This is a genomic window from Nonomuraea insulae (genome assembly GCF_042656245.1).
This window is the reverse complement of record NZ_JBHSPA010000009.1, coordinates 81597-107949: the sequence shown is the minus strand read 5'-3', so window position 1 is coordinate 107949 and position 26353 is coordinate 81597. Positions and strand designations below refer to the sequence as shown.

General features: G+C 70.2%; 26 protein-coding genes (1 of these 26 running past the window's edge). 15 read left to right on the top strand and 11 right to left on the bottom strand.

Annotated features, from left to right (window positions below; all coding sequences use genetic code 11):
- Window positions 1-30 precede the first annotated feature (30 nt).
- The 3 genes from ACFPZ3_RS06590 to ACFPZ3_RS06580 form a co-directional block, all read right to left on the bottom strand.
- Window positions 31-1065: a zinc-dependent alcohol dehydrogenase family protein gene (locus ACFPZ3_RS06590; RefSeq protein WP_379513047.1), complete on the bottom strand. Its 1035-nt coding sequence runs from the start codon at window positions 1063-1065 to the stop codon at window positions 31-33.
- Window positions 1066-1358: 293 nt separating this feature from the next.
- Window positions 1359-1901 carry an MmyB family transcriptional regulator gene (locus tag ACFPZ3_RS06585; protein ID WP_379513046.1) on the bottom strand — a complete coding sequence of 181 codons (543 nt, stop codon included), beginning with the start codon at window positions 1899-1901 and terminating at the stop codon, window positions 1359-1361.
- Between the two features lie 70 nt (window positions 1902-1971).
- Entirely contained in the window at window positions 1972-2937 is a 966-nt protein-coding gene (locus tag ACFPZ3_RS06580; protein WP_379513045.1) for a TetR/AcrR family transcriptional regulator C-terminal domain-containing protein, read from the bottom strand.
- 219 nt (window positions 2938-3156) lie between these two features.
- On the opposite strand from ACFPZ3_RS06580, the gene ACFPZ3_RS06575 reads away from it, so the two are divergent.
- Complete coding sequence (locus ACFPZ3_RS06575; RefSeq protein ID WP_379513044.1) at window positions 3157-4158, top strand: hypothetical protein; 1002 nt, start codon at window positions 3157-3159, stop codon at window positions 4156-4158.
- A gap of 36 nt (window positions 4159-4194) precedes the next feature.
- Here ACFPZ3_RS06575 and ACFPZ3_RS06570 read toward each other — a convergent pair whose 3' ends face one another.
- From ACFPZ3_RS06570 to ACFPZ3_RS06560, 3 genes are all read right to left on the bottom strand, one after another.
- Window positions 4195-5145: a GNAT family N-acetyltransferase gene (locus ACFPZ3_RS06570; protein WP_379513043.1), complete on the bottom strand. Its 951-nt coding sequence runs from the start codon at window positions 5143-5145 to the stop codon at window positions 4195-4197.
- A gap of 90 nt (window positions 5146-5235) precedes the next feature.
- Window positions 5236-5472, bottom strand: coding sequence for a DUF6289 family protein (locus ACFPZ3_RS06565; protein WP_379513042.1), 237 nt, complete (start codon window positions 5470-5472; stop codon window positions 5236-5238).
- Window positions 5473-5581: 109 nt separating this feature from the next.
- Entirely contained in the window at window positions 5582-6610 is a 1029-nt protein-coding gene (locus ACFPZ3_RS06560; RefSeq protein WP_379513041.1) for an alpha/beta hydrolase, read from the bottom strand.
- Between the two features lie 143 nt (window positions 6611-6753).
- Here ACFPZ3_RS06560 and ACFPZ3_RS06555 point away from each other — a divergent pair, with 143 nt between their 5' ends.
- Window positions 6754-7626: a helix-turn-helix transcriptional regulator gene (locus ACFPZ3_RS06555; protein ID WP_379513040.1), complete on the top strand. Its 873-nt coding sequence runs from the start codon at window positions 6754-6756 to the stop codon at window positions 7624-7626.
- On the opposite strand, the gene ACFPZ3_RS06550 is transcribed toward ACFPZ3_RS06555, so the two are convergent.
- The gene (locus tag ACFPZ3_RS06550; RefSeq protein WP_379513039.1) at window positions 7596-9041 is read right to left on the bottom strand and encodes an MFS transporter; all 1446 of its coding nucleotides are present in this window, start codon (window positions 9039-9041) and stop codon (window positions 7596-7598) included. The genes ACFPZ3_RS06555 and ACFPZ3_RS06550 overlap by 31 nt on opposite strands.
- 59 nt (window positions 9042-9100) lie before the next feature.
- Window positions 9101-10135, bottom strand: coding sequence for a LacI family DNA-binding transcriptional regulator (locus ACFPZ3_RS06545; RefSeq protein ID WP_379513038.1), 1035 nt, complete (start codon window positions 10133-10135; stop codon window positions 9101-9103).
- Between the two features lie 32 nt (window positions 10136-10167).
- Between ACFPZ3_RS06545 and ACFPZ3_RS06540 the strand changes: the two genes are divergently transcribed.
- A complete protein-coding gene (locus ACFPZ3_RS06540) occupies window positions 10168-11430 on the top strand; it encodes an MFS transporter (protein WP_379513037.1) in 1263 nt (420 codons plus the stop codon).
- A 20-nt stretch (window positions 11431-11450) separates the two neighbouring features.
- Here the strand turns inward: ACFPZ3_RS06540 and ACFPZ3_RS06535 are convergent, their stop codons facing one another.
- Window positions 11451-12053 (bottom strand): response regulator, encoded by a 603-nt coding sequence (locus tag ACFPZ3_RS06535; protein ID WP_379513036.1) that lies wholly within the window; start codon window positions 12051-12053, stop codon window positions 11451-11453.
- A 206-nt stretch (window positions 12054-12259) separates the two neighbouring features.
- Between ACFPZ3_RS06535 and ACFPZ3_RS06530 the strand changes: the two genes are divergently transcribed.
- From ACFPZ3_RS06530 to ACFPZ3_RS06510, 5 genes are all read left to right on the top strand, one after another.
- Window positions 12260-13144: an ABC transporter ATP-binding protein gene (locus ACFPZ3_RS06530; protein ID WP_379513035.1), complete on the top strand. Its 885-nt coding sequence runs from the start codon at window positions 12260-12262 to the stop codon at window positions 13142-13144.
- Between the two features lie 24 nt (window positions 13145-13168).
- A complete protein-coding gene (locus tag ACFPZ3_RS06525; protein ID WP_379513034.1) occupies window positions 13169-13888 on the top strand; it encodes an ABC transporter permease in 720 nt (239 codons plus the stop codon).
- Between the two features lie 29 nt (window positions 13889-13917).
- Window positions 13918-15363: an alpha/beta hydrolase gene (locus tag ACFPZ3_RS06520; RefSeq protein ID WP_379513033.1), complete on the top strand. Its 1446-nt coding sequence runs from the start codon at window positions 13918-13920 to the stop codon at window positions 15361-15363.
- A complete protein-coding gene (locus tag ACFPZ3_RS06515) occupies window positions 15276-15551 on the top strand; it encodes a GPP34 family phosphoprotein (protein WP_379513032.1) in 276 nt (91 codons plus the stop codon). Before ACFPZ3_RS06520 ends, ACFPZ3_RS06515 begins: the two co-directional genes overlap by 88 nt.
- Window positions 15552-15736: 185 nt before the next feature.
- Window positions 15737-16768: a hypothetical protein gene (locus ACFPZ3_RS06510; protein WP_379513031.1), complete on the top strand. Its 1032-nt coding sequence runs from the start codon at window positions 15737-15739 to the stop codon at window positions 16766-16768.
- A 69-nt stretch (window positions 16769-16837) separates the two neighbouring features.
- Here the strand turns inward: ACFPZ3_RS06510 and ACFPZ3_RS06505 are convergent, their stop codons facing one another.
- Together ACFPZ3_RS06505 and ACFPZ3_RS06500 are read right to left on the bottom strand one after the other, a co-directional pair.
- On the bottom strand, window positions 16838-17737 hold the full coding sequence (locus tag ACFPZ3_RS06505; protein WP_379513030.1) for an LLM class flavin-dependent oxidoreductase: 900 nt from the start codon (window positions 17735-17737) through the stop codon (window positions 16838-16840).
- Window positions 17738-17826: 89 nt separating this feature from the next.
- Window positions 17827-18759, bottom strand: coding sequence for a TIGR01777 family oxidoreductase (locus ACFPZ3_RS06500; RefSeq protein WP_379513029.1), 933 nt, complete (start codon window positions 18757-18759; stop codon window positions 17827-17829).
- 143 nt (window positions 18760-18902) lie between these two features.
- Between ACFPZ3_RS06500 and ACFPZ3_RS06495 the strand changes: the two genes are divergently transcribed.
- The 7 genes from ACFPZ3_RS06495 to ACFPZ3_RS06465 form a co-directional block, all read left to right on the top strand.
- A complete protein-coding gene (locus ACFPZ3_RS06495) occupies window positions 18903-19211 on the top strand; it encodes a MiAMP1 family antimicrobial peptide (protein ID WP_379513028.1) in 309 nt (102 codons plus the stop codon).
- 96 nt (window positions 19212-19307) lie between these two features.
- A complete protein-coding gene (locus ACFPZ3_RS06490; protein WP_379513027.1) occupies window positions 19308-20147 on the top strand; it encodes an aromatic amino acid lyase in 840 nt (279 codons plus the stop codon).
- Window positions 20148-20159: 12 nt separating this feature from the next.
- On the top strand, window positions 20160-20756 hold the full coding sequence (locus ACFPZ3_RS06485) for an aromatic amino acid lyase (protein ID WP_379513026.1): 597 nt from the start codon (window positions 20160-20162) through the stop codon (window positions 20754-20756).
- A gap of 165 nt (window positions 20757-20921) precedes the next feature.
- The gene (locus ACFPZ3_RS06480; RefSeq protein WP_379513025.1) at window positions 20922-23783 is read left to right on the top strand and encodes a peroxidase family protein; all 2862 of its coding nucleotides are present in this window, start codon (window positions 20922-20924) and stop codon (window positions 23781-23783) included.
- 14 nt (window positions 23784-23797) lie between these two features.
- A complete protein-coding gene (locus ACFPZ3_RS06475) occupies window positions 23798-25162 on the top strand; it encodes a hypothetical protein (RefSeq protein ID WP_379513024.1) in 1365 nt (454 codons plus the stop codon).
- 32 nt (window positions 25163-25194) lie between these two features.
- Entirely contained in the window at window positions 25195-26025 is an 831-nt protein-coding gene (locus ACFPZ3_RS06470; protein WP_379513023.1) for a helix-turn-helix transcriptional regulator, read from the top strand.
- A protein-coding gene (locus tag ACFPZ3_RS06465) for a quinone oxidoreductase family protein (protein WP_465263540.1) crosses the window boundary here: on the top strand, window positions 26022-26353 show its 5' end (the start). The gene runs 661 nt beyond the window's last position; only the first 332 of its 993 coding nucleotides appear in the window; its start codon is at window positions 26022-26024; its stop codon lies off the right edge, out of view. Before ACFPZ3_RS06470 ends, ACFPZ3_RS06465 begins: the two co-directional genes overlap by 4 nt.

Below are 26353 nucleotides of genomic sequence, written 5' to 3'. Positions count from 1 at the left end.
CCGGTGCAGGCGCTCACCGTTCTCTTCGGGTCAGGGCTGGATGAGGACCTTGAGCGCGGTGCGGTCGTTCATCGCGCGGTAGCCGTCGGGGACCTCGTCCAGGCCGACGGTGCGGTCGAAGACGCGGCCGGGCTCGAGGGTGCCGTCCAGGATCTCCGGCAGCAGTTCCTCGATGTAGGCGCGGGCCGGGGCGACGCCGCCGGTGAGGGTGAGGTTGCGCATGAACTCGCCGAAGCCCATCGGGACCTTCTCGTACTGGGGCGCGCCGATCCGGCTGATCGTGCCGCCGTCGCGGGCCACGGCGAACGCCGTCTGGATGGCCTGCTCGGTGCCGACGCACTCCAGCACGGCGGGGGTGCCGTCGCCGCCGGTCAGCTCCCGTACCCGCTCGACGCCCTCCTGGTCGCGTTCGGCGACGATGTCGGTGGCGCCGAAGTCGCGTCCCAGCGCGGTGCGTTCCTCGTGCCGGCCCATCAGGATGATCCGCTCGGCGCCGAGCCGCCTGGCGGACAGCACCGCCATCAGCCCGACCGCGCCGTCGCCGATCACCGTCGCCGTCGTGCCCGGGCCGACGCCGGCGGTGACCGCGCAGTGGTGGCCGGTCGCGAAGACGTCGGACAGGGTGAGCAGGGACGGCAGCAGCGCGCTGTCCTCGCCGACGGGCAGCTTGACCAGCGTGCCCTGAGCCTGCGGTACGCGGACCGCCTCGCCCTGGCCGCCGTCCACGCCGTCGGCCCCCCACTGGCCGCCGTGCCGGCAGGAGGTCTGCAGGCCCTCACGACAGAAGTCGCAGGTGTTGTCCGACCAGACGAACGGCGCCACCACGACGTCGCCCCGCCGCAACCCCGGCACGTCCGTGCCGACGTCCTCCACGACACCCAGGAACTCGTGCCCGATCCTGTCGCCCTGCTCGGTGGCCGGGCGGGACTTGTACGGCCACAGATCACTGCCGCACACGCACGAGCGCAGCACGCGCACCAGCGCGTCGGCGGGCTCCCGCAGCACCGGGTCGGGCACGTTCTCCACGCGCACGTCACCGGCGCCGTAGATCAAGGTTGCTCGCATGAGAAGGTCTTTCCTCGTCGATGGTCCGTCATCAGGCCTACCCGCGGCCGGTCGAGGCAGGGTGACCGGCATGCCTGGCCGAGGTCCGCTGTCGGTAAACCCGGCCGGTGACGTCACGGTGTGCCGTCGGGCGGGGCCTCCAGGTAGCCGACCGCCGCCTCCAGCACCGCGTGCACGCCCTGCCCGCCGGTCAGACTGATGCGAGGAACTTTCATGTACGGCAAACAGGCTTGTCCGGGCATGCGGCAGGGCCTGCTGTTACAGGTGATGACAGAACCCCCCGGCCGGCCGGGTCAGGTCTGCGCCTCGGCGAGGTCCTGGGTGGCCGCCCAGCTGGCGAGCATCTTCAGCCCGTCGGCGGTGGGACTGCCGGGGGCGGCGGTGTAGACATTGAGGGTCAGGCCGGGCTCGGAGGGCAGCTCCATCGACTCGAAGGCCAGATCGAGCTGGCCGACCACCGGATGCCGCAGCCGTTTCTGGCCGCTGCGGTGGAACTGCACGTCATGGGAGGCCCAGCGCTGCCGGAAGATCTCGCTCTGCGTCGAAAGCTCACCGACCAGCTCGATCAGCGCCTCATCGTGCGGGTTGCGGCCCGCTTCGAGCCGGAGCATGGCCGCGGCGTCGTTGGCGATCCGGTCCCAGTCGACGAAGAACTCGCGCGCGGCCGGGTCGAGGTAGAGGAACCGGGTGGTGTTCGCCGGGCGGCGCGGGCCAGGGCGAACAGGTGGTCCCGCTCGGCCTCGTCCAACCGCGGCGCCCGCCTGCTCGGGTGTGATGCGCGCCCGCCGCGAGCTGAGAAACTCGCGGACCTCGGCCCGCTGGTCGATCTGGCCCATACCCCCAGGTATGCAAGGTGACGGAGGCGAAGGAGGTAAGGCCAGTACCCCGAACACTTGGCGACACCCGTCATGGCGATCTTCGGGATGGATCGTCGATCATGGCGGCGAAACCGTCGAGATGGCGGGCGAGGCTGTACTCGAACAATCCGTCCAGGTCCGAGGCCGTTTCCTCGGGAACCGTGGCCAGCAGGGGGAACCGTCCGCTGTCGAGGAGCTCGCCGGCGTGCTGCCGCTGGGTGAGCCACCACCGGGTGAGCGTCACCCCGGTCTCCTGCTCCGCTTCGACCTCGTCGGCCAGGGACAGGGCGACGGCGCCGACCAGGGTGTGCAGCGTGAGCGCCTCCCGGATCAGGGTCGTCATGGGCAGCCCGAGCCCGTCGAGCGCGCGCAGGGTCCACTCGGTGTGAGCCATCATGTGGGGCAGCAGCAACGGGCGCGTGAACGAGACGGCCCTGGGCAGCCAGAGGTGCCGCCGGCACAGCTCCCATTCGCGGCGGGCGATCAGTTCGAGCTTGGCCCGCCACCCCTCAGGACCGGGTACGGGCAGGTCCGGCTCGCCGAAGACGTCGTCCACCATCTGCGTCACCAGTTCGTCCTTGTTGGCGACGTGCCGGTACAGCGACATGGGGCCGACGTCGAGTTCGGCCGCGAGCCGCCGCATGGAGACGGCCTCGAGCCCTTCGGTGTCCGCGATCGCGATGGCGGTGCGGAGCAGGTGCTTGCGGTTCAACGCCGGCCTCGGAGCGCCGGCCTGCCGTGGTCTCGGGGGAGTGGCCGGGCCGGCCGGCTGCTCGCGGCCCTGGCCGGCGCTGACCACCGTGCCGGCGCCGACCCTCGCCTCGACCAGCCCCTCGTCGCGCAGTGCGGCCATCACCTTGGTCGCGGTCGCGATCGCGACGCTCCACCGCTGGGCGATCTGCCGGATGGAGGGCACGCGCTCGCCCGGCCGTAGCTCCCCGGCCAGGATCCGGGCACGGAACTCCGCGACGATCCGCCGGTAGGGCGGATCCGGCCGCTGCGCCGACGACGGCATGGCACCCCTCGATTCGTTGACGATGATGTGATCTGCCAGCAAAAGTGTACTAGTTCACTCTCTTGAGTACTAGTGCACTTTGTTGGCCTGATCAGCGGAACAACCTCGAAACGTATGGCTCTGCTCATACGATGTACGCATGACACTAAATACACCGTACGCATCCGATGGGCGGGCGCCGAATCTCCTGGCGCGTCGGCTCCGTGGGTGTGAGCTCGTATGAGGTCCAACCCGGTGGCCGAAGTGCGATCGTGGCACCGGCCCCTGATGATCATGGTGGCGGCGATGTCCGCGCTGGTCGTCGTCGCGACCGCCGGTCTCCTCGTGGACGGTCGCGAGCTCATGCAGCAGTCGATCTGGGCGAAGCCGCTGAAGTTCGGGGTGTCCTTCGTCATCTACGGCGCGACGCTCGCCTGGCTGTTGCCGCAGCTTCGCCGGGCGAAGCGCATGATGTGGACCCTCGGTACGGCCTTCGCCGTCGCCGGCCTGATCGACGTCGGTTTCATCGCGGTGCAGGCCGCTCGCGGCACCTACAGCCACTTCAACCACAACACCGACACCTTCAACGTGATCGGGCAGCTGGTCTTCTCCTCCGGCGTGGTCGGGTTGTTCGGGGTGAGCCTGCTCATGGCCGTCATGCTGCTGTTCCAGCGGGTCGGCGACACGGCACTCACCTGGGCCCTGCGGGCCGGGATCGGGCTGGCCGTCCTCGGCATGGGGCTGGCGTCCTTCTGGGTCGGGTGGGCCGCGACCGCACCCCGGACGGTCGAGGACGCCTACGGGAACCCGGTCTCGCTGGTGGGCCAGCACGGGGTGGGGGCGCCGGACGGCGGCGGCATGCCGATCACGAACTGGAGCACCGCCGGTGGTGACCTGCGCGTTCCGCACTTCATCGGCCTGCACTCCGTCCAGGTGTTCGTCCTCGCCGTGCTGGTGCTCACCGCCCTCGCGGCCCGGATCGGCTGGCTGCGCGGCGATCGCGTGCGCGCCCAGCTGACCGGGGTCGTCATCGTGGGGTACACCGCGGTGTTCCTCATCACGGCGTGGCAGGCGCTGCGCGGGCAGTCGCTGGTCCACCCGGACGCGGCCACCTGGATCGCGCTCGCGGCGACGGTCTTCGTGACCGTGCTGCTGGCGGCCGTGGCCGTCGCGGCGGCCCGCCGCCGCGAGGCGGCACCCGCCTGGCCGGACGCGCGGCCCGCCAGAGAGCCGGTCAGGTAGCCGTGAGCCTCAACGGCCGCCAGTCCTGGGGGTCGGCTACGCGGTCGCGGTCTTGATGAGCGGCGCGTCCCGCGTGAACTCCCGGAACCCGACGCTGTAGTACAGCCCGCGCGCCCGAGGATGCCCGGGCGCGCCCAGGCAGGCCACCGTCATATGGGTGGCCCCGGCCGCCCGCGCCAGCCGCATCCCGTGCAGCAGCATCGCCCTTCCCAGCCCCTGACGCCGGTAGTCCGGATGCGTTCCGACCGGCTCGAACTCGGCGGTCCTGTTCGCTTCGTCGAGCCACATGATCGTCGAGGATGCCATCGTCCCGTCCGGCGCCTCCACCAGGAGGTGCAGGTCGCCGCGGTACGCCGCCGTCTGCCGGACACCCTGGTAGGCCTCGGCCGAGTACGCCGAGGGAGCCCAGGCGTCCAGATGGGCCCGCACCACGGCCTCCGGCCCGGCCTCGTCGGCGGTGCGGAACCGGAATCCGTCCGGCAGCACCGGCTGTTCGACGTCGGTGAGGTCGCGCTGGTTGAGCTGGGTCCAGGACCCGGTGTCGCCGAGCGAGGCCGGGTCGGTCTCATAGCCGTGCGCCGTCCATCGCTTCAGGGCGAACTCGTCGGCGGCGCTCGGCACCACTGTGCGCTCGAGGTCCGCCGCCGTGCCGTCGTACCAGTCGATCACCTCGTCGACGAGCCCGGCGTGGCCGGGATGGACCTGATACGCCAGATAGGCGTCGGTGACGTCCTTCACCGACCCGTCGTTCCGCCTCACCTGGCGCGGAAGATGGGCCCAGCTCCACGCCACCAGCTCCCCGCCGGAGAACCACAGCCGCCGCTGCCAGCTCGCGCCGTCGCTCGCGTGCCCCTTGCCCCAGTTCCAGGCCAGCTCGCCGAAGGACGCGTCGCTGTTCACCAGGTCCGGGCGGGTGGCGGTGACCCGCTGCGCCAGACCCTGCATGAGCTGCACGTCCACGCCGGTCAGAAGCTCGAAGTTCGCCATGGTGCGCCACTGTGTCAGGACTCCGCAAAGCCGTCGAACCGTTTTCGGGGTCCGCCGATCGCGGCAGCCAACAGCCGTAGGCGGGCCCGATCAGGTGCAGGGGCTGGTGGACCAAGTGAGGTAGCCGGTGACCCTGCCCCAGGTCGAGACCTCGCCATTGCAGAATTCCGTCTTGACCCCGACCAGGTTGGTGCGCGCGGCGTCGGAGAAGTACTGGCTGTTGCACAGGTAGCCGGCCCGGCAGAGAGGGGCGGCCTGCGCGCCGGCCGGTACGGTGGCCAGCGTGGCGGTGGCCAGGACCACGACGGCCAGTACGCGACGGATCATGAATTCGTCCTTCCCGAACGTGGAGCAGCGGGCGACCCGAGCTCCGCGACAAGATCCCCGAACGCATCATGCGCCGCGAAGCAGATCTTGGCAACGGGGTTGGAGAGGCCTACCGCTCCGTCGCCGGATCCCAGCTCGGCTGCCAGTTGGCGAACCCCGGGCAGAGCCCGGCGGCCTGCGCGTCCGGGGCGAGCGGCGTCGTCGCCGGGTCACGCGGCTCACCCGCGGGGCGCCCGCCGGCGTCGAAGCGCCGGGTCAGCGGCCTGCCCAGGAGATGGTGATCGAACCACTCGATGGTGGCCCGCATTCCCTCGCCAAGGCCGGGCTCGATGTAGAGACCCATGCTGTCGTAGGGAAGCACCACCATCCGCTTCGGCTCGCGGACGGAGTCCTCCATCACCTGCCGCATCTGCGTGAGGTCGTGGTAGGCGTCGTCGCCGCTGACTCCGAGGAACTGCACGGGCGTGGGCGAGATCTTGTCCGCGAACCGGGCGGGATTCCAGAGGGTCATCTTCTCGAAGGACTCCACCAGGATGGTGTTGTCGAACGTCGGGTACAGCTCCGTCGCCTGGCGTGCGTAGCCGCGGGCGGGCTCGGTCCAGGTGTCGACGCCGACGAACTGCCGGGTAGCTCCCCTCCCGGTTGCGACGCGTTGCGCGATGTCGTTCTGGATCATGTCCTGCGGTAGCTGCGCCCAGCCCATGAGCGCGCTCGGGTAGAGGACGGAGACGCATCTCACCCGCCGGTCGAAGGCGGCGACCTGCAGGGCCACGCCTCCGCCCAGGCTGACGCCATGGAGCCCGATCCGCTCGGGGTCCACCTCGGGGCGGGAGCTCAGGTAGAACAGCGCGCAGCGGACGTCCTGCACGAAGTTGTCGGGGTAGAGCTGACCCCGGGGCGTGCCCGCGCTGGCCCCGGAGGTGCGGAAGTCCATGGCCAGGCAGGCGTAGCCGGCACGGGCCAGGTACCAGGCGGCACCGGTGTTGGCCTCCTTGGACACCGTCCCGCTCCAGAACAGGATGATGCCCGGCCTCCGCTCGGTACGCGATGCGCCCTCGGGCAGGTAGAGGTCGGCCGCGCAGTCGGTGATGCCGCTCTCGGCGCCTCCGGCGGGAAACGTCACGTGCTCGACTGTCACGCCTGGAGGGTAGGTGAAGCCCAGATCCGTCATGTCGATTCCATTCGCTGCGTTTCGTACGTTCAGTTTGAACTTAACATACAGGACGGGCTGAGCGAATCCAGGGGTGCTGCCATCACGGTTGACCTGGCAGTCTTGATGGCATGTATCCCAGTTCTGCTCTCGGCGAGTTCCTCCGATCCCGACGGGCCCGGGTTCGTCCCGAGGAGGTGGGGCTGAGCTCGGGAGTCAAGCATCGGCGGGTGGCCGGGTTGCGCAGGGAGGAGCTGGCGCCGCTCGCGGGGGTCAGCGTCGGTTATTACACCCGGCTGGAGCAGGGGCAGAGCCCGAACGTCTCCGACGAGGTCCTGGACTCCGTCGCCCGCGTCCTGCGGCTGGACGACGACGAGGTGGCTCACCTGCACCGGCTGGCCCGGGTCACGCGGGCCAGTGAGAAGGTACGGCCTGAGCGGCTGCGTCCCGGCATCAAGCTGATGGTGGACTCGTTCACCGAGGCGCCCGCCATCGCGGTGGGCAGGCGGGGCGACATCCTGGCGTGGAACCGCCTGGCGCACGCCCTGCTGGCTCCGCACTGGCCTTTCGAGGGCGGGAAGAAGCCGAACTTCGTCCGCATCGACTTCCTTGAGCTGGACTTCTCCCGCGCCCTCTATGCCGACTGGGAGCAGAAGGCCCGTGACGACATCGCCTACCTGGAGGGGTCGCTGAGCCGGTTTCCCGGGGACGAGGGGCTGAGCGCTCTGATCGAGGAACTGCTGACGCTCAGCCCGGAGTTTCACGCCATGTGGACCGAACATCCGGTGAGCAACTGCGCGTCCATCTCGCGCGACTATCGGCATCCTGACGTGGGCGTCATGACGCTCACCGCCGAGCTCCTGCGGACGCCCGACGACGAGGGTCAGGGCGTGACGGTGTTCCAGGCCGAGGCGGGCTCGCCGTCGCGGGAACGGTTGCGGCGCCTGGCCGGCCTGGTCACTGTCGCCGCAGGTCAGGCGGCCAGGGAAGGCTCCTCGGCCTGACCGGTGCCTGCCCGGCGGAGAAGGACGCCGCCGGCGACGGCGCCGAGCAGCGCGACCGCGCCGGCCACCAGGAAGGCGGTGTGCAACCCGCCGAGGGTGGCCAGCGCCTCGGTGGTGGCGGGGGCGAGCGCCTCGGTGCGGGCGGCGACGATCGCGGTGAGCCCGGCCACGCCGATGGCGCCGACGAACGTGGGCATCTGGGCCAGGCTCCCCGCGACGCCCTGGTCGGCCTCGTTCAGGCCGGAGGTGATCGTCGTGATGGCGGCCACGACCGTGAGCACGTGCCCGAAGCCCATCGTGGCCGAGCTCGCCAGCAGGAGGACCAGGCCGCCCTCGGCGGGCAGGAACACCATCGCGGCCGTGCCGATCGCCTGCACGGTCAGGCCGATCACGATGGTCGGCACCGTACCCCGCGTGCCGATCAGCCGGGCCGCCAGGGTCCCGGCGATCAGGGCCGCGACGCCCTCGCCGAGGAAGCCGAGCCCGGTCTGCAGCGGTGAATACCCCAGGACATTCTGCATGTGAAGGCTGAGCAGCAGGGTCGCCCCGCCGCACATCCCGAAGGTGACCAGTCCCACCGTCATGCCCCATTTGACGGTCGTACGACGCAAGAGGCGCAGCGGGACGAGAGGGGCCGCGTGCCGCGCCTCGACGGCCAGGAACGCGCCGAGCAGAAGCACCGCGGCCAGCAGCGTCGCAAGAGTCGGTACGCTGCCCCAGCCTGCCCGCTCACCCGTGGAGATGCCGTAGACCAGGGCGAAGAGCCCGCCGCTCGCCAGAAGCGCACCGGGGACGTCGAGCCTGGCGCGGCTCCGTACGGCCGTCTCGCGAACCATCGTCACGGCGCCGAGCATGACCAGCGCACCGATGCCGAACAGGATGAGCATGGTCCAGCGCCAGTTCAGCCCGCTGGTGATCAACCCGCCGCCGATCGTCCCGATGACGAACCCCAGCGAGAGCAGGGCGCCGTTGACCCCCAGCGCCCTGGTGCGCTGCGGTCCCTCGGGGAACGCGCCGGTCATCAGCGCGAGCGCGGTCGGGCCGATCATGGCCGCCGCGACGCCCTGCCCGGCACGCGCCGCCAGCAGCAGCCCCGGGCTCGGCGCCAGCCCGGCCAGCAGCGAGAACACGGTGAACGTCGCCACCCCCGCGATGAACAACCGGCGCCTGCCGACCATGTCGGACGCCCGTCCGAACAGCGGCATCAGGGCGGCCGTCGGCAGCAGGCACGCGGTGGCCACCCACTGGAGGGCCGACGCGCTGGAGAAGCCCAGGTCCCGGCCGATCTCCGGCAGCGCCACCGTGATGATCGAGTAGTCCAGGCCGGTCATGAAGGTCGCGCCGCACAAGGTGATGAGGATCAGCCAGCCGCGAAGCCCCAGCCGCGCAGCTCTGTGAAGAGTCTCTGTCGTCATGCCGACCAGATTGCGGCCCGCCGGAACGAGCAACCAGCGCTCTGGTGAGGGTACATCTGTCAGGTGCAGGCTCCGCCCCCGGAGACGATGCTCCACGGGATCTCCTGGTCGCCGGGTCGGCCGGGGTCGAGTGCGGCCCGCGCGCAGCGGCGGCCCTGGTCTCGTAGCGGGTTCGTGACCGACGTGATGCCGAGCTGCCGGCCGGCCGGTGAGGCGTCCCAGCCGAGGTAGGCGGCCTCCGGATGAGTCTCCAGGAGAGCCTGGCGGGCTCCCAGGGCGAGTTCGTCGCTCATCGCGATGATGAGCGCATCGGGCGTGAGCTGGGGAGCGAGGTCTCGCGCCGCCTCGACGCCGTCTCGTTGGGTGTTGCGGGCCACGACGGCGATCGGTGTGCTCCGCCAGCTGAGCCCGGCCTGTTCGATGGCGGCGCGGTAGCCGCGCAGGCGGGCGTCGGTGACGGGAAACGGTGCATGGGACGGCAGCTCGGCGCCGATCGTCACCATGCGCTCGCGGTCGCGATCGAGGGGGAATGAGATCACTACGGGCGTCCGGCCTTCGCGGAGTCCCTGGGAGGCGACCGCGAGGGCGGCCCGGTAGTCGTCCTGCGTGACGCATACGATGCCCTGGCGTGGCGGACCGCCCTGGATGACGGCGGGGCGGGGGTCGCCGGCGACCGCCGCCAGCACCGGATCGTCCTGCGCGGTGGTCCACAACACGAAGCCGTCGACCGCTGCGGACAGCACCCGACCGGCGTCGGCGGCGTCGCCCCGCGTCGGGATGAACGTGAGGCCCTGGCCTTCCTCGACGCAGACCTCCGCGACCCCGGCCAGGAACTGTGCCGCCTGGGGATCGTCGAAGGCGTAGGCCAGGTGCTCGCTGAAGACCACCCCGATCTGGTGCGTACGCCCGGATTTCAGCGCGCGGCCCACGGCGTCGGGGCGATACCCCAGCTCGCTCGCCGCGCGGTGCACACGATCGCGCGTGTCGGCCGCGACCCGGGCAGGCCGGGTGAAGGCGTAGGAGGCGGTCATGGGGGACACCCCCGCGCGAGCCGCCACATCCTTCAGCGTCACGCGTCTGCGGTTGGTCGGCACGGGACCCATCCTAGTTGTGTAGCGTTACACATATGTCGACCACGATCACACGCCCCGGCCGGATGTTCCGTGCGGCGCCGTTCCTCGCCTTCGCCGGATTCGGCGCCTTCTGGGGGGTGTGGGGTGCCACCCTGCCCCTGCTGCGCGCCCAAGCCGGTGTGAGCGACGCACAGTTCGGCATCGCACTGCTCCTCGTGGCCGCCGGGGCTCTGCCCGCCATGCTGCTGACCGGGCGGCTCGTCGACACGCTCGGGTTACGCGTCGCCGGAGTGCTGCTCGCGCTGCTGGGCGTCATGGGCGTCGTGCTTTCCTTCGCCTCGGTGAGCTATGCCGGGTTGTGCGCCGGCATCCTCGCGGTGGGAGCCAGTTCGGGAGCGGCTGATGTGGCGATCAACACGCTGTCGGCGACGGTCGAGAAGCGGACGGGACGCCCTGTCGTGACCCGTTCGCACGCGATGTTCTCCGCCATGGTCGCGGTCTCGAGCCTGGGCGCCGGCGCGCTCTCCGCGATGACGGACAGCCTGCCGGTGGCCTTCACCGCGGCCGCCGTGGTCGTCGTGGCTCTCGGCCTGGCCGCCGTCGCCGCGACGCGCTCGGCCCCCGCTCACGACGCCGCTCACGACGCCGCTCACGACGCCGCTCACGACGCCGCTCACGACGCCGTCGCGCCAGAGGATGCGCCGGCGCACTCCGGTCGAGTGTCCTGGCGGATCGCCCTGCTCGTCATCGGTGCGATCGGCGCGCTGGCGTTCGCCTCGGAGAACGCCTTCCAGACCTGGGCCGCCGTCCTGCTGACCGACGCGTTCACCGCCTCGCCGGCGCTGGCCGCCGTGGCGCCGGCCGTGTTCGCCACGACGTCCGCGCTGGCCCGCCTCAGCGCCGCCACGACCACGCTGCGCCGCCCGATCGCGACGCTGGTCGTGGCCGGCGTGATCGCCACGACCGGAGGCGTCCTGACCGCGTACGCGTCCACGCTGCCGCTCGCGCTGATGGGCATCATCGCCGCCGCCGTGGGCACCTCGGCGCTCTTTCCCACCCTGCTGTCCTACGGGCTTCGACCCGTCCCCGACGAGTCACGGGGACGAGCCACGTCCACCATCTCCACGGTCGCCTATCTCGGTTACCTCGCAGGCCCGGCGTATTTCGGCCTGCTCGCTGACGACATCGGAGTGCAGAAGGCGTTCCTCGGCATCGCCGCACTGACCGCCGTGCTCCTGGCGACGATCCCGGCACTGTCGGCGCTCAAGCGCGCAAGGGCCGCTCCGTCCCTCGACGAGACGCCGATCCCCACCTGACCGCCGACGGCTCCGGTGGCTCACAGCCAGTCGTGTTCGCGCGCGTACCGTGCCGCTTCGTGCCGGGTCCTGGTCTGGGTCTTCTGCATCGCGTTGGACAGGTAGTTGCGCACCGTGCCCTCTGCCAGGTGGAGCCGGGTGGCGATGTCGGCGACCGAATAGCCTTCGCCGGTCACCCGCAGCACATCGATCTCGCGGTCGGTGAGCGGGCAGTCGTCGACGACGGCGAGCGCGGAGACATCCGGGTCGATCCACCGCTTGCCCCCGTGCAGCGTCTTGATGACCGAGACGATGTGCGCCGGCTCCGCGGACTTGCTGACGAAGCCCCGGACTCCGAGCTTCAGCGCCTTGCGCAGCACCCCCGGCCTGGCATGGCGGGTCAGCATGAGGACCACCTGCTCCGGCCGCGCACGACGGATCTCCGCGACGGCGCCGAGTCCGTCCACACCGGGCATCTCCAGGTCGATGACGAGCACATCGGGCAGGTGCCGCAGCGTGGCCTGGACGGCCGTCTCACCGTCCTCCGCCTCGGCGAGCACGGTGATCTCGCCCTCGAGCGGGAGCAACGCCGCCAGCGCTTTGCGGAGGAGCGCCTCGTCGTCGGCGAGCACCACGGTGGTCATCAGTCGTCCTTCCCCGTTCCTTGAGGGGTGGCGAGCCCCCGGTCATCACCGTGCCCGATCGAACAGCAGAGTTCGCCCCAGTATTCTTCCCGGTTCCGTGGCGGCACCAGTGACACCGCGTCATGCCTTCACTCCCGAAATGTCATGGCGAGGTCATGACGTGGCCGCACTGCCCGGTGAGCGCGGCGGCTGGTGTGATCAACGGCATGTCCTCGACACCAGTCATCGACGTTGAACGTCTGAACGTCACCTACGGCGACTTCCATGCCGTGAAGGACCTGTCCTTCCGAGTGGAGCGCGGAGAGCTCTACGCGCTGCTCGGTACGAACGGGGCAGGCAAGACCTCGACCCTGGAGACCGTCGAAGGCCACCGTACGGCCACCTCGGGCACCGTGCGGGTCTTCGGCCAGAGCCCACGCGACCGGCGCGCCGTGCGCCCTCGGATGGGCATCATGCTGCAGGACAGCGGGTTCTCCCCGGACCTGACGGTGAAGGAATCGGTCCGGCTGATCGGACAGCTCACCCAGCGCGCGGACACGGTCGAACGCGTCCTCGGCGTCGTGAACCTCACGCGCAAGGCCGGCACCAAGGTGTCCCAGCTCTCCGGCGGGGAGAAACGGCGTCTGGACTTCGCCACCGCCGTGTACGGAGCGCCTGAGCTGATCTTCCTGGACGAGCCCACCACCGGCCTGGACATCCAGTCCCGGGACGATCTGTGGGACACCGTGGACAAGCTGCGCGAGGACGGCTCCACCGTCGTTCTCACCACGCACTACCTGGAAGAGGCGCAGCAGCGCGCCGACCGCATCGGTCTCATGCACAAGGGCGCCTTCTACCGGGAGGGGACGGTCTCCGAGCTGACGCAGACCCTGCCGTCCGTCATCCGCTTCTCCCTCGCGGCCCCCGCACCCGCGCTACCGCTGGAGGCCAGGCGCGAGAGCGAGGGAACCTTCCTCATCGAGACCTTCGGCCTGCAGAAGGACCTGCACACCCTGCTCCGCTGGGCGCAGGACCACGCGGTGGAGCTGCGCAGGCTCGAAGCCGGACCCACCCGGCTCGACGACGTCTTCCGCGCCCTCGGCACTGACTAGACCTTCCAGGAAAGGACCTTCGCCATGCTCTCGATCGCTCTCAGCGAGCTGATCCAGATCTTCAGGAACCGGCTGGTTCTGGTCACCAGTCTCGTCATGCCCGCGGCGGTCAGCGCGTTCTTCATCTACCAGCACGAAGTCTTCGCGGCCCTGGGCAGCCTCGGATACATCGCGGGGGTGGTGACGTTCACCGTCGGTGCGTTCGGGCTCTACACCGCCGCGGTGACCACTCTGGCCTCACGCCGGCAGAACCTCTTTCTCAAGCGGCTGCGTTCCACCGCGACGAGCGACACCGGCATTCTCTCCGGGCTGCTCCTCCCGATCACCGCCATCTCGCTGGTCCAGGTGGCCGTGATCATGACCGTGCTGGCCGCCGTCACGGACGGGCCGGACAACGTCGTCCTCCTGGCGGCGGCCGTCCTCTCGACGGTGGTCATGATGCTCGGCCTCGGACTGGCCACGGCGGGACTGACGAACTCCCCCGAGCACGCCCAGGTGACCACGCTGCCCATCAGCATCGGCACCATCGCCGTGGCCAGCTGGGTGGGAATCTCCGGCACCGAGGAGCTCACCCTGCTCAAACGGCTGCTTCCCGGTGGCTCGGCCACCGAACTGGTCGTCAACGCCTGGAACGGCGGCGTCCCCATCACCGACTCCCTGATCCTCCTGGCGCCCACACTCAGCTGGGTCGTGGTCGCCGTCGCGCTGGCCGCCCGGATCTTCCGCTGGGAGCCGCGCCGATGATGACCGCCGTATCCCGAGGAGGAGCACGGATGAGGAAATCCGTCATGACCGTTCTCGCCGCCGCCGTGGTCGCGTCGCCGACCCCGGCGGGGGCGACGGCGACAGACACCCTGAACTGGGGGAAGTGCCCGGCGGATGTCACCGGCGCCGGTCTGGAGTGCGCGACGCTCGACGTACCGCTGGACTACCGCGACCCCGGCGGGCGAAAGATCGAGATCGCCGTCTCGCGCCTGGCCTCCACCGACCCCGGCAGGCGCCGCGGCGTGCTGCTGACCAACACCGGCGGTCCCGGCGGGACAGGGCTGACCTACCCCGGCATCCTGCGGGACATGAAGCTGCCGCGGAGTGTGCTGGACACCTATGACGTGATCGGGATCGACCCGCGTGGCACCGGCCACAGCACCCCGGTGACCTGTGACCTGAAGCCGGAGCAGATGGCGAGCAACATCCCGAAGTACGCGCTGACCGCGGCCGACGTCGCGGCGCAGGCCAAGGTCGTGTCCGGCATCGCCGAGCAGTGCGGCTCGTCGGCGACGGCGTCGATCTTGCCGCACATCACCACGGCGAACACCGCACGCGACATGGACCGGATCCGGAAGGCGCTGGGCGAGTCGAAGGTGTCCTACTTCGGCATCTCCTACGGCACCTACCTCGGTTCCGTGTACACTACGCTGTTCCCGCACCGCAGCGACCGGATCGTGCTCGACAGCGCGACGGGCCCCGGCGGCTGGGACGCCTCGTTCTCACGGATGTTGGGCCGGGGCGTCGAGGACCGGTTCCCGGACTTCGCGAAGTTCGCCATCGCACATCCCCAGCACGGCCTGGGCCGGACACCGGAACAGGTGAAGGCGAAGTACTTCGACCTCGCCAGGCGACTGGACGCGGCGCCGAGTCCGGAGGGCATCACCGGCAAGTTGTTCCGCGAGATCACCTTCGCCCAGCTCTACTACGACAAGGGGATGCCGTGGCTGGCCGAGTTCTGGCACGCGCTCGACACCGGCAGCCCCATGCCGGAGCCGCCGGCGAGTCCGCCCAACCTGGAGAACTACCTGGCTAGCCAGCTGCACGTGATCTGCAACGACTCCGACTGGCCGGAGTCGGTACGGACCTACCAGCGCAACGTCGCGATCGACCGGAGCCGCTACCCGATGTTCGGCGCGGCCGGGGCCAACATCACGCCGTGCGCGTTCTGGCCGTCCGAGCCGGTCGAGCCGCCGGTGAAGATCACCGACCGTGGGCCTTCGAACGTGCTCATCCTGCAGAACCTCCGCGACCCGGCGACGCCGCTGGCCGGCGCCAGGAAGCTGCGCGAGGCCCTCGGTGACCGGGCCCGGATGGTGACCGCCGACCAGGGCGGGCACCTGGCGTACCTGTTCCTGGACAACCGGTGCGCCAACGATCGCGTGACGACGTTCCTGGTCACCGGTCAGCGCCCGCGGCACGACGTCGCCTGCGGGGCCGGACCGGCCCTCTGATCGACCGGCTGGTCGAGCGCGGCCTCATCCGCCGCGAGAGCAAGCGGGTGCTGGGCGTGTTCCGCATGACCACGTTGCCGGCCGCGGACACCCGGCACGAGGCGGAACTCCGGCCCTCGCCTGGTCGGCCGAGGTCCACCGGCGCGCGAAGGAGCTCGAGAAGGGCAGCTGGGGGGCCGCGGCCGTGAACACCGCGGTGACGCGGACCGCCGCGGCGATCGCCGCCTCCAGTACCGCCGTCAGTCTCTCCGTGATCACGGCGGTCACCTGGTTCGAGTTTTCGTGGGCAGGGTTTCGGAGACATGCCCGGTCCGGAGGGATTACGGTGGCCCATTGACGATCAGTCAAGCCTGTAAGTCTCCCGGAGTCTCTTTTGCGCACCGCAGTGGCAATTCTCTCCTTCCTGCTCGCCATCTCCATCCTGCCCGTCCAGCCGGCCACCGCCGTGGCTTCGGCCGCGTCGCTGCCCGGCGGCAAAGCCACCTATGTGATCTCACAGGGCCATCTCAAGGCCTCCTCCCAGCAGAACTGGCTACGCCTGGGCAGCTACCGCTTCGCCGCGGACGGCACGGTGAAAGCCTCCATGTACCTGTGGTGGCAGCGTCACCCCCAGGCCAGGCAGCGCACCGGCACCGTCCCCGACCCGAGCTGCACCACCAAGGCGGGCGGTGTCGCCTCGCGGCCCCGCGCCTGCGAGGTGCTCACCGCGGGGGGCTTCACCGGCGCCCCCGACGAGAGCCGCACCGGGACGTACACCATCGCGGGCGACGTGCTCAGCATCCGGTGGAAGATCGCCCAGACGTGGACGGAGCAGTGGTACGTGCGGCCCTCGCCCGACGGCAAGCTGGCCCGTCTCGACCTCAAGCAGAGCACGCTGGCCACGAACGGGTACGGCTACGGCAGCAACGCCGCGATCGGCACCCGGCGCGCGATGAGTTCGGTGAAGGCGTTCCCCGGCTCGCTCAGGCAGGACCTGACGAGCTGGGCGAGCGGCAAGATCGTCAAATCCGCCAACCAGCCGTTCGGCCTCTCCTCCTTCCGCGCCTGCGCCGCCACCACCTCGTGCCTGACCTACCTGCAGCCGTCCTCGCGCGGCGCGTGCCAGAAGTCCGGCGGCTGCCCCAAGTACGGCGGCGGAACTCGCCCCAACGTCAGCTCGATCCAGTACTACCTGACGATGATCTCCAAGACCGACCGCCGCGACACGCTCTGGCACTGGTGCACCTGCCTGGCGATGGAGCGCGGTGAGTTCTGCTACACCGGCAACTCCCACGTCAAACCGCTCATGCAGATCATCGACGACACGGGGGCCTTCCGCGGCTGGGTCGGCGCTGAGGCGTCCTTCTCGACCGGCTCCCGGGCGACGGACATGCTGGCGGTGCTGCGCATCTCCGACTTCCGCTGACCGGCTTCAGCCGTAACGGCGCTCCTCCGGGGCGCCGTTACGGAGGGTTGTCGCCGGCATGAGCCCTCGCTACGCGAGATTGGCCTTCACCAGCGGGACGACCTCCTCGGTGAAGCGCCGGACCTGATCCACGCTCTGGCGCTCAGGCCAGAAGACGAAGCCGGTGAACGGCTGCTCCGTGGCGAGCCTGGTCAGCTCGGCGGCCCAGCCGTCCGCGCCGGCGCGCAGGGGGTCGGCGCCGGTGGTCATCCTGGCAGTGCCCGGGCCGCTCCCGCCGGCCTCGACCGTGCCGACCACCTGGGCCAGCCGCACGACCGACCCGGGGTCGCGGCCGGCATCCTCGGCGGCCTTGTCGATGATCTGGTTCGACCCGGCCCACCGCTCGTACGGCAGGTAGGACGGAATCGGCGCCGCCCAGCCGTTCGCCACCCGGCCCGTGAGCGCCAGGCTGCGCGGTCCCTGCGCGCCGATCCACACGTTGATCGGCGGTGTACCGGCCTCGGCTCCCTGCACCCCGTCCACCCGGTAGTAGTCGCCGTCGAAGCGGACGTTCTGCCCCGGTGACCACATCCCCCGCATGACCGTGATCGCCTCCTCGAGCGCCGCCAGCGCCTCGGCGGCCGAGCGCCGGGGCACGCCCATCTTGATGATGGCGTCCCAGTAGCCGCCGGCGCCGATGCCGAGCTCGAAACGGCCGCCGGAGAGCACGTTCAGCGTCCCCGCCGTCCGCGCCAGCATGGCGGGCGGCCGCAGCGGCAGGTTGGCGACGTTGGGGAAGAAACGCAGGCGTGTGGTGCGGGTCAGCAGATGCCCGATGAGCGCGAACGAGTCCAGGAAATCCCCCACGTACGGATGGTCCTGGATGCCGATGAGATCGAGCCCACCATGCTCGGCCGCGTCGGTCATGTCGTGTGCGAGGGAGAGGTCATGGGTCGGGTTCAGCGAGACCCCGAAGACATATTCGCTCATGGTCATCGCACCCTACTAGAAGGGAAGATCGCCATCGGTTCCGCGGCGATCGGCCGCCGGCGTACGTCACGAAGGTTCGCGGGGTGGAGTCAGACCCGTCGCACGAGCTCGGCGGCGGCCTCCGGCCACTGCGGATAGTCGAAGGCGAAGCCCGCTTCGAGCAGGCGGCCGGGGACGACGCGGCGGCTTTTCAACAGCAGTTCGGTGTCCGAGCGCAGCGCGAACGCCCCGAGCCCGACCATCCACCTCGTCGCGGGCAGGCCCACCGGAACCCCCCGCGCGGCGCGCAGCACGCGCATGAACGCGCGCTGCGGCAGGGGGGCGGGAGCGGCGAGGTTCACCGGCCCGGCGAGGTCGTCCCTGCCGATCAGGAACTCCACGGCGCGCACGAAGTCGCCGCCGTGGATCCAGGACATGTACTGCGTGCCGCCGGCGATCGGGCCGCCGAGGCCGAGCCGCGCCAGCCGCAGCAGGACGTCGAAGACGCCGCCGCGATCGGGGCTCATCACCATGGCGGTGCGCATGCCGACCTTGCGCGTGTCAGGGGTTTCCGCCTGCTCCTGCGCCCGCTCCCAGGCTTTCGCGATCTCGATGCTGTTGGCCCAGTAGCCGGGCACGCCGGGCTCGGTGCCGCCGATCAGGCCGGTCGCCTCGTCGTTGGGCGCGTCGAAGCGGTGGGAGTAGATCGTGGCGGTGCTCATCTGCAACCAGACCCGTGGAGGTCGTGCGGCGGCTGCGATCGCCTCTCCCACCACCTGGGTGGAGCGCACCCGCGAATCCATCATGGCCCGCAGGTTGGCGGGCGTGTAGCGGCAGTTGACGCTGCGTCCGGCCAGGTTGATCACGATGTCGCTGCCATCGATCTCCTTCGCCCATGGGCCCAGGGTCTCGGCGTCCCAGTGGATCTCGCGGTCGCGCGCCGGCCGTCTGGTCAGGATGGCTACGTCATGGCCCGCGGCGGTCAGCGCGCGGTCGAGGATGGTGCCCACCTGCCCGGTTCCCCCGGGTATCACGATCTTCATCAGGCGTCCCCCCAAGGTGTGTGGGACGAGCCTAGCGCGGCCGCCTGAACGCGTTCAAAGTGGCCCCATTGCCTGGACGTACGCGGAGCGTTGCCATACAATTACCCATCGTAACCGTCGGGCGAGCTCTTGGAAGGACCATCGTGAAGAGATTCATCCTCACCTCCGCGTTCACCGCCGCCATCATCGCGGGCACCGCGGGCGCCGCCTACGCATCGCAGTACGTCGCCTACGAGGGCCAGGGCTTCTCCGGCAGAAGCGTCGTCATCAGCGCGTGCGGCGTGTCCAACATCCCCTACCACGGCTCCTACAAGTGGTACGGCGACGGCCAGAGCGGGCGCATGTACAACCAGCCCAACGGCCAGGGCGTGGCCCACTTCACCTTGGCCTCCGACAGGAACGCCGAGCAGCGTAGCCCGGTGGGCTGGAAGAGCATCTTCATCGTGTGCTGACCCCGCCGGCCCGCGTCCGCCCGGTCACGGACCTCCGTGGGGCGGACGCGGGCCTACCGCCCCCGAGAACTTCCTGTACCGGGCATTCTGGGCCGCATGACAGTAGAGATCGACGGCGAGGGCCTCACCGCGGCCCAGGTGGTCCAGGTGGCGCGTGCGAGTTCCGAGGATGCCGTGCTGGCGGCGGCCGCCCGTGAACGGCTGGGCCGCACCAGGGCGTATATCGAGTCGCGGTGGATGCACGATGAGGCGCCGCTGATGTACGGGTTCAACACCGGCGTCGGCTCCTTCAAGGACCAGCGGGTCCTGGTCGCCGACATGGAGGAGTACCAGAGCCGCCTGATCAGGGCGCACGCGAGCGGCGTTGGCGAACCCTTCGAGCAGGACGTCGTCCGCGCGACGATGATGTTGCGCGCCAACGCCTTCGCCGCCGGTTACTCCGGGCCCGCGGTCGGTGTGGTCGATCGCCTGCTGGCCTTTCTCAACGAGAGACTGCACCCGGTGATCCCGCGCAAGGGGTCGGTGGGCGCCTCCGGAGACCTCGCCCCGCTGGCGTACCTGGCGGCGGCGCTCGGCGGATTTCCCGAGGCGAGGATCGACTACCGGGGCGCCCGTCAGCCCGCGCGAGAGGCGATCGCCGCCGCGGGGCTGCCCGTCGACTTCGCGCTGGTCGCCAAGGACGCCTCGGCGCTGCTCAACGGCTCCACCGTGTCGCTGGCCCTCGGAGTGCTCGCCGCGCACGACGCGCGGCGCGTCGTCCAGGCCGCCGACGTCGCCCTGGCCATGAGCCTGGAGGCGATGCGCGGCGAACTGGCCGCCTTCCATCCCGCGGTCCACCGGGCCAGGCCGCATCCCGGCCAGCGGAGCACGGCCCGCAACGTGCTCAAGATGGCCGGCGACTCCCGCCGATCAACTCGGCCACCGACAACCCGTTGATCTTCAGCGACGGTGACGACCACATGGTTCTCCGGCGGCAACTTCCACGGGCAGTCGCTGGCCCAGATCATGGACCTCGTCGCGATCGCCGTGACGGACCTCGGATCCATCAGCGAACGGCGCCTGGCCCGCCTCATCGACCCCACGATGAGCTACGGCCTGCCGCGCAACCTCAACGCCGGCCCCCAGGGCGTCAACACCGGATACGCCGCCGTGCAGTGCTCGATGTCGGCGCTCGTGATGGAGAACCGCACCCTGGCGACCCCCGGTTCGATCGACTCCATTCCCGGAAAGGGGAACGCCGAGGACCATGTCTCCAACTCCACCTGGTGCGCGAGAAAGGCCCGCACCATCGTGGCCAACACCGAGCAGATCGTCGCCGTCGAGTTGCTGATGGCCGCGCAGGCGTTGGCGCTGACGGCCCCCCTCGCCGCCGCGCACCCCCTGGGCCGGGGCACCGCGGCCGCCCTCGACGTGATCCGTGCCGCCATCCCACCGGCGCTGGACGGCGACCGCCGGTTCGACACCGAGATGGCCACCGCCCTCGACCTCGTACGTTCCGGCGCGATCATCGAAGCCGTGGAGGCCACGGTGGGACCTCTGGAGTAACCCCGGTATAAGTGCATAAAGCGCCATTTCCATTCGGCAATGCGCTCAGACTTTAACGTCCCCGCGAAAGAAGAACGCATTATTTAACCGAGCCGGGGAATAGCGAGATAAACGTTCCTGCGCCGCCCTCGCGACCGATTGAGGGCGGCATCGGGGGGATCGCACATGGACGAAGCCCAGCAGTACGAGCGCTATGTCGGAGGCACTCCAGAGGCCGAGCAGGCGATCTTCGAGAAGCTCGCCCGCGACCTCATGCGGGTCCAATGGAAAATCAGGAAACGCGGCGGCGCCGCCGACATCGACCGGACCTTTCACGCCAAGGCCATTCTCGCTGTCGAGAACGCCCGGCTGAGTTTCTCTTCAGACCTTCCCGAGGACCTGCGGGCCGGTTTCGCCCAGCCCGGCGCCGAATACCCGGTCACCGTCCGGCTGTCCAACGCCAGCGGCGCCCGCCAGCCGGACTTCGCCCGCGATCTGCGGGGCGCGGCACTGCGCGTCCAGGCGAGCCCGGAGCAGGCGCACGACCTGCTCATGACCAGCCATCCGGTGTCCCACGCCAGGAACGCGCGCGAGTTCGTCAGGTTCGCCCAGGTCATGGCGGCTGCGGACACAGCCGTGCGCAAGGGGATCGCGCTATACGTCAAGCTGCCGCTGAAGGTCGGCTGGGCCACCGCCGCGCGCATGCGGCGAAACGTCAAGGCGGCGAGCGGACGCGAGGTGCGAAGCCTCGCCCTCGAAACGTACTGGAGCCGGGGCGCCATCCTGTGGGGACCGGCCGGGCCGGTTCGCTACCTGCTCCGCCCGGCCGCGGACGCGCCGCCGGCGCCCTCTCCGTCGAAGACCGACCCCGACCACCTCCGCTACGAGCTCCTCGCCCGGCTGGGCAGTGCCGACGTCGTCTTCGACCTGTGCGTGCAGCGCTACGTGGACGACAGGCGCACACCCATCGAGAACGGCGCGGCCGACTGGCGTGAGCAGGACGCGCCCGTCGTACAGGTGGCGACGCTGACCATCCCGCGCCAGGATCCGGGCACCGCGCCGGCCCGCGCCGTCGCGCTCCGGATCGACCAGCTCGCCTTCGACCCGTGGAACACCACCGGGGAGTTCCGCCCGCTCGGCAACCTGAACCGCGCGCGCAAGGCCGCCTACGAGGCCTCCAGCGCCCACCGCCACGGCCACCGCTTCTACACCCCGACGCCGAAGCGCAACATCGTCGTGAGCGCGCTGCTGCGCGGGATGTTCGGCGTCCTCAACCGGTTCGTCCCCTGGCACCGGCTGCCGACCCTGCTCGGGCTCCTCAACGTCGAAGCCATCCGGCAGGTGCTGCGCCGCGACAACCTCATCGACACCGAGATCCGCGAGGCCGCGCCGCGACCCCACCCGGTACGCCCGCCCATTGATGAGCGCGTGCGGATGAGGCGCACCTACGACGGCACCTACAACGACCTGTCCGCGCCGGCGATGGGAGCGCTCGGCTCGGCCTTCGGCCGCAATTTCCGGCCCGTCCACCGGCCCGACCTCTTCGACGTCCCCAATCCGCTGATCGTCAGCAGGGAGCTGCTCCACCGCGACACCTTCATCCCGGCACGGTCGCTGAACGTCCTCGCCGCCACCTGGACCCAGTTCCAGGTGCACGACTGGGTCGACCACAAGCGCTACCCGACCGGGACGAAGAACGTCGAGGTGCCGCTGCCACCCGGCATGACCTGGATCAACAACCCGGGGAGCGCACCCGAGAGCGTGATGCGCTTCGCCGAGAACGAGGGCCTGCGCCCGGCCGGCGGCACGGGGCCGCCGACACTGTTCGCCAACGCGGCCTCCCACTGGTGGGACGGCTCGGAGGTCTACGGCGGGGACGAGAGCGTCGCGAAGTCCCTGCGCGAGCCGGACGGCGGTGCGTCGCTGCGCCTCGAGAACGGCCACCTGCCACTGGGCCCGAACGGCATCCCGATCACCGGCTTCCGGGACAACTGGTGGCTCGGTCTCAGCGTCCTGCACACCCTCTTCGCCCGCGAGCACAACACGGTGTGCGAGGCCCTGCGCGGCGCCTACCCCCGCATGTCCGAGGACACCGTCTACCACACGGCGAGACTCGTGATCTCGGCCCTCATCGCCAAGATCCACACAGTGGAGTGGACTCCCGCGATCCTCGCGACCGAGCTGATCGACATCGGGCTGAAGGCCAACTGGTCGGGGCCGCCGAAGAACTGGCTGACCCAGCTCGGGCTGTGGCTGGTCGACGCGCACGCGCTCACCGGCATCCCCGGCACGCTGCCCGACCACCACAGCGCGCCGTACGCGCTCACCGAGGAGTTCGTCACCGTCTACCGGATGCACCCGCTGATCCCGGACGACTACGAGATGGCCGACCACAGGTCCGGCCGGGCGCTGTCCGCTCTGGGGTTCAACGACGTCCAAGGCGCCGCCACCGAGCCGCTCATGCGGGAGACCGGTCTGGTCGACTCGCTCTACTCGCTGGGCATCGCCAACGCGGGGGCGATCACCCTGTTCAACTATCCGCGCGCGCTGCAGGCGTTCGAGCGGGACGGGGAGATCATCGACCTGTCCGTGGTCGACCTCGTCCGCACGCGCCGCCGCGGCGTTCCCCGCTACAACGACTTCCGCGCCGGGCTGCACAAGCCGCGCCTGCGGCGCTTCGAGGACCTCACCTCCGACCCCCACACGCTGGCCAGGCTCAAGGACGTCTACCGTACGGTCGACGACATCGACACGATGGTCGGGCTCTTCGCGGAGAACCCGCCCGAGCGCTTCGCCTTCAGCGACACGGCGTTCCGCATCTTCATCCTCATGGCCAGCCGGCGGCTGCAGAGCGACCGCTTCCTCACCGTCGATTTCAGACCGGAGGTCTACACCCCGCTGGGGCTGGACTGGATCGAGCGCAACGGTATGAGCAGCGTCATCCTGCGGCACTGCCCCGAACTGGCGGCCTTCCTGCCGAGAACGGCCGGCGCGTTCGCGCCATGGCGCACCGGTGTGCCGCCGGTGGCGGGCACCGGGCGCGTGTGAAAGGGAGGCCGACCTTGTCGGAGACACCGGCGGACGGGCTGGCCGACCTGCTCTCCCGGCCGCTGCTGGAGACCATCTGGCAGCGGCGCACCCACCGGGTCAGCCGCGGCGCGTCCGTTCCGGCCGGCTCGATGAGTTACCGCTCACCGCACCGCCCGCTGCCGCTGACGGAGCTGGAGGAGGCGGTGCTCATCGCGCTCACCGGCTGCTCCGGCCTCACCATGCCCGACCGGCCGTTCGAGGACCCGCGCGACGGCGAACCCATCATGGCCAAGCCCAACCTCACCATGGCCGGCCGGACCGCGGGCAGCCCCGACAACGCGCAGGGCACCCACTTCTTCATGATCAACGACACCGGCACGTACTACCTGAGGAAGCAGCCGCCCGCCCCCGGCCTGCCCTTCGACGCCGCCACCTTGATCGACCGGGCTCGCCAGGCCAAGGTGAGAGTTCTTCCCCACCGTCTCGACGTCGCCAAGGAGATGCGGGACTTCCCGGCCTACCTCGACTCCAACCGCTTCCTGTCCAACCTGCCCGGCACCACGATCTTCCTGCCCGTGGTCGACCTGTCCCACCAGTACGTCAACGGGTTGATGTACCTGCTCACGCAGCCGGACGGCGCCAGGCCGGCCCTGGTGGACGACCGCAACTTCTACCGCCCGGCCGGCGTGCGGAAGTGGGTGAAGAACGGGTTCCTGAACGCGGACCTCAAGCTGCCGCTCGGAGCGCTGGGGCCGATGCGCACCCAGGTCGAGGCCGACCTGCTCCTGCAGAACATGATGCTCACCGCGGACGCCATGGGGCTCGGCGCCTGGATCCACGCCACGGTGCACCCGCAGATCATGCTGGGCGACCCCAAGTTCTCCCGGGCGTACGGCAGGATGCTCGGCTTCGACTTCGTCACCCCGCGCTTCCACCTCGCCGACATCCTGCGCTGGCACGTACCGCTGCCGAAGTACGCCGCCCTGCGCTCCCACCCGGTCGGCCTCCGGGCCGGCGGCGAGCACCTCATCAAGGCCGCCTGCCCGCCCAACCACCCCTCGATGGAGGCGGCCGTCGAGAGCGTCCTGCGGGCGAAGTTCGGGCCCGGCGGCGTCTACACCGACACGCAGACCTTCGCCCGCATCTACAAGGGCGACTACGGGCAGCGCTACCTGACCGAGGCCGGCGGCTACGACCAGCAGGTGATCGACTGCGTGCGAGACGTCTGCGTGTACATCCACGAGACGCACGGCCGCTTCCCCGCGCACACCGACGCCATCCACGTGCCCGGCATCTGGCTCCAGACACACCATGTCGAATCGGAGTACTACGCGCGGTTCTTCACCGACGGAACGACCGAGGCGCATGAGCGGCATGACGCGCGATGGCACGTGTAGGGCCCGCGAACAGGTCGCTTATGGTGTGTTCTGTGACTGTCAGCCAGGGTCGCCGTGACCAGCTCAAAGAGTTCCTGCGCGCCAAGCGGGAGGCTCTCACCCCAGCGGACGTCGGCATGCCCGCCGCGGGGCGCCGCCGCACCCCCGGTCTGCGCCGGGAAGAGGTGGCCGTGCTCGCCGGGGTGGGGGTGTCCTGGTACACCTGGCTGGAGCAGGGGCGCGACATCAAGGTCTCCGACGCCGTGCTGGACGCGGTCGCCCGCGCGTTGAAGCTCGACGAGGCGGAGCAGGCCCACCTGTACGTTCTCGCCGGGCTGAACCCGCCGGACCCCGCGGGACAGCCAGGGGCGCCGGTGAGCGGGCAACTACGCACAGTGCTGGACGCATGGATGCCCAACCCGGCGCACGTGCTGGATCGGCACTACAACCTGGTGGCGATGAACGACGCGGCCCGGTGGGTGTTCGGATTCGACGACGACGTCCGGAACTGCATGGTGGCGTTCTTCACCCACCCGATCTACCGCGGCAGGTTCACCGCGTGGGACGAGTTCGCCCCGGACATGGTGGCCGACTTCCGGGCGAGCGCGGCCCGATACCACGACGACCCGGTCTTCGGGCGGATCGCCGATGAGTTGTGCACGGTCAGCGCGGAGTTCGCCGGGTTGTGGGCGCGGCCGGATGTGCGTTCCCGCTCCCAGGGGATCAAGGCGATCACCCACCCGGAAGCCGGGGACCTCACCTTCGAGTACTCCCTGTTCCGGCTGCCCGACCGTGCGGACCTCAATGTGGTGCTGCACACGCCGCATCCCGACACCGACACCAAGGAGAAGGTGGAAAGCCTGGTGGTGGTACACCCAGGATGAGCCGACACTGCCTCGGCGGGAGCCGTCCCGGCACGATGGACGGCATGAAGGCAATCACGATTCGCGAATTCGGCGGCGCTGACGTCCTCCACCTCGATGAGGTCGAGATCCCCGAGCCCGGGCCTGGGCAGGTCTCCCTCGACGTGGCCTACGCCGGGGCCAACTTCGCCGAGATCCTCTACCGGCAGGGCGTGGTGGACGTACCGCTGCCCTTCGTGCCCGGCATCGAGGTGTCCGGCCGCGTCCGGGCGCTCGGCCCCGGCGTCGAGGGGCTGCGCGTGGGCCAGCCGGTCGCCGCGCTGACCATCGTCGACAGCGGCGGCTACGC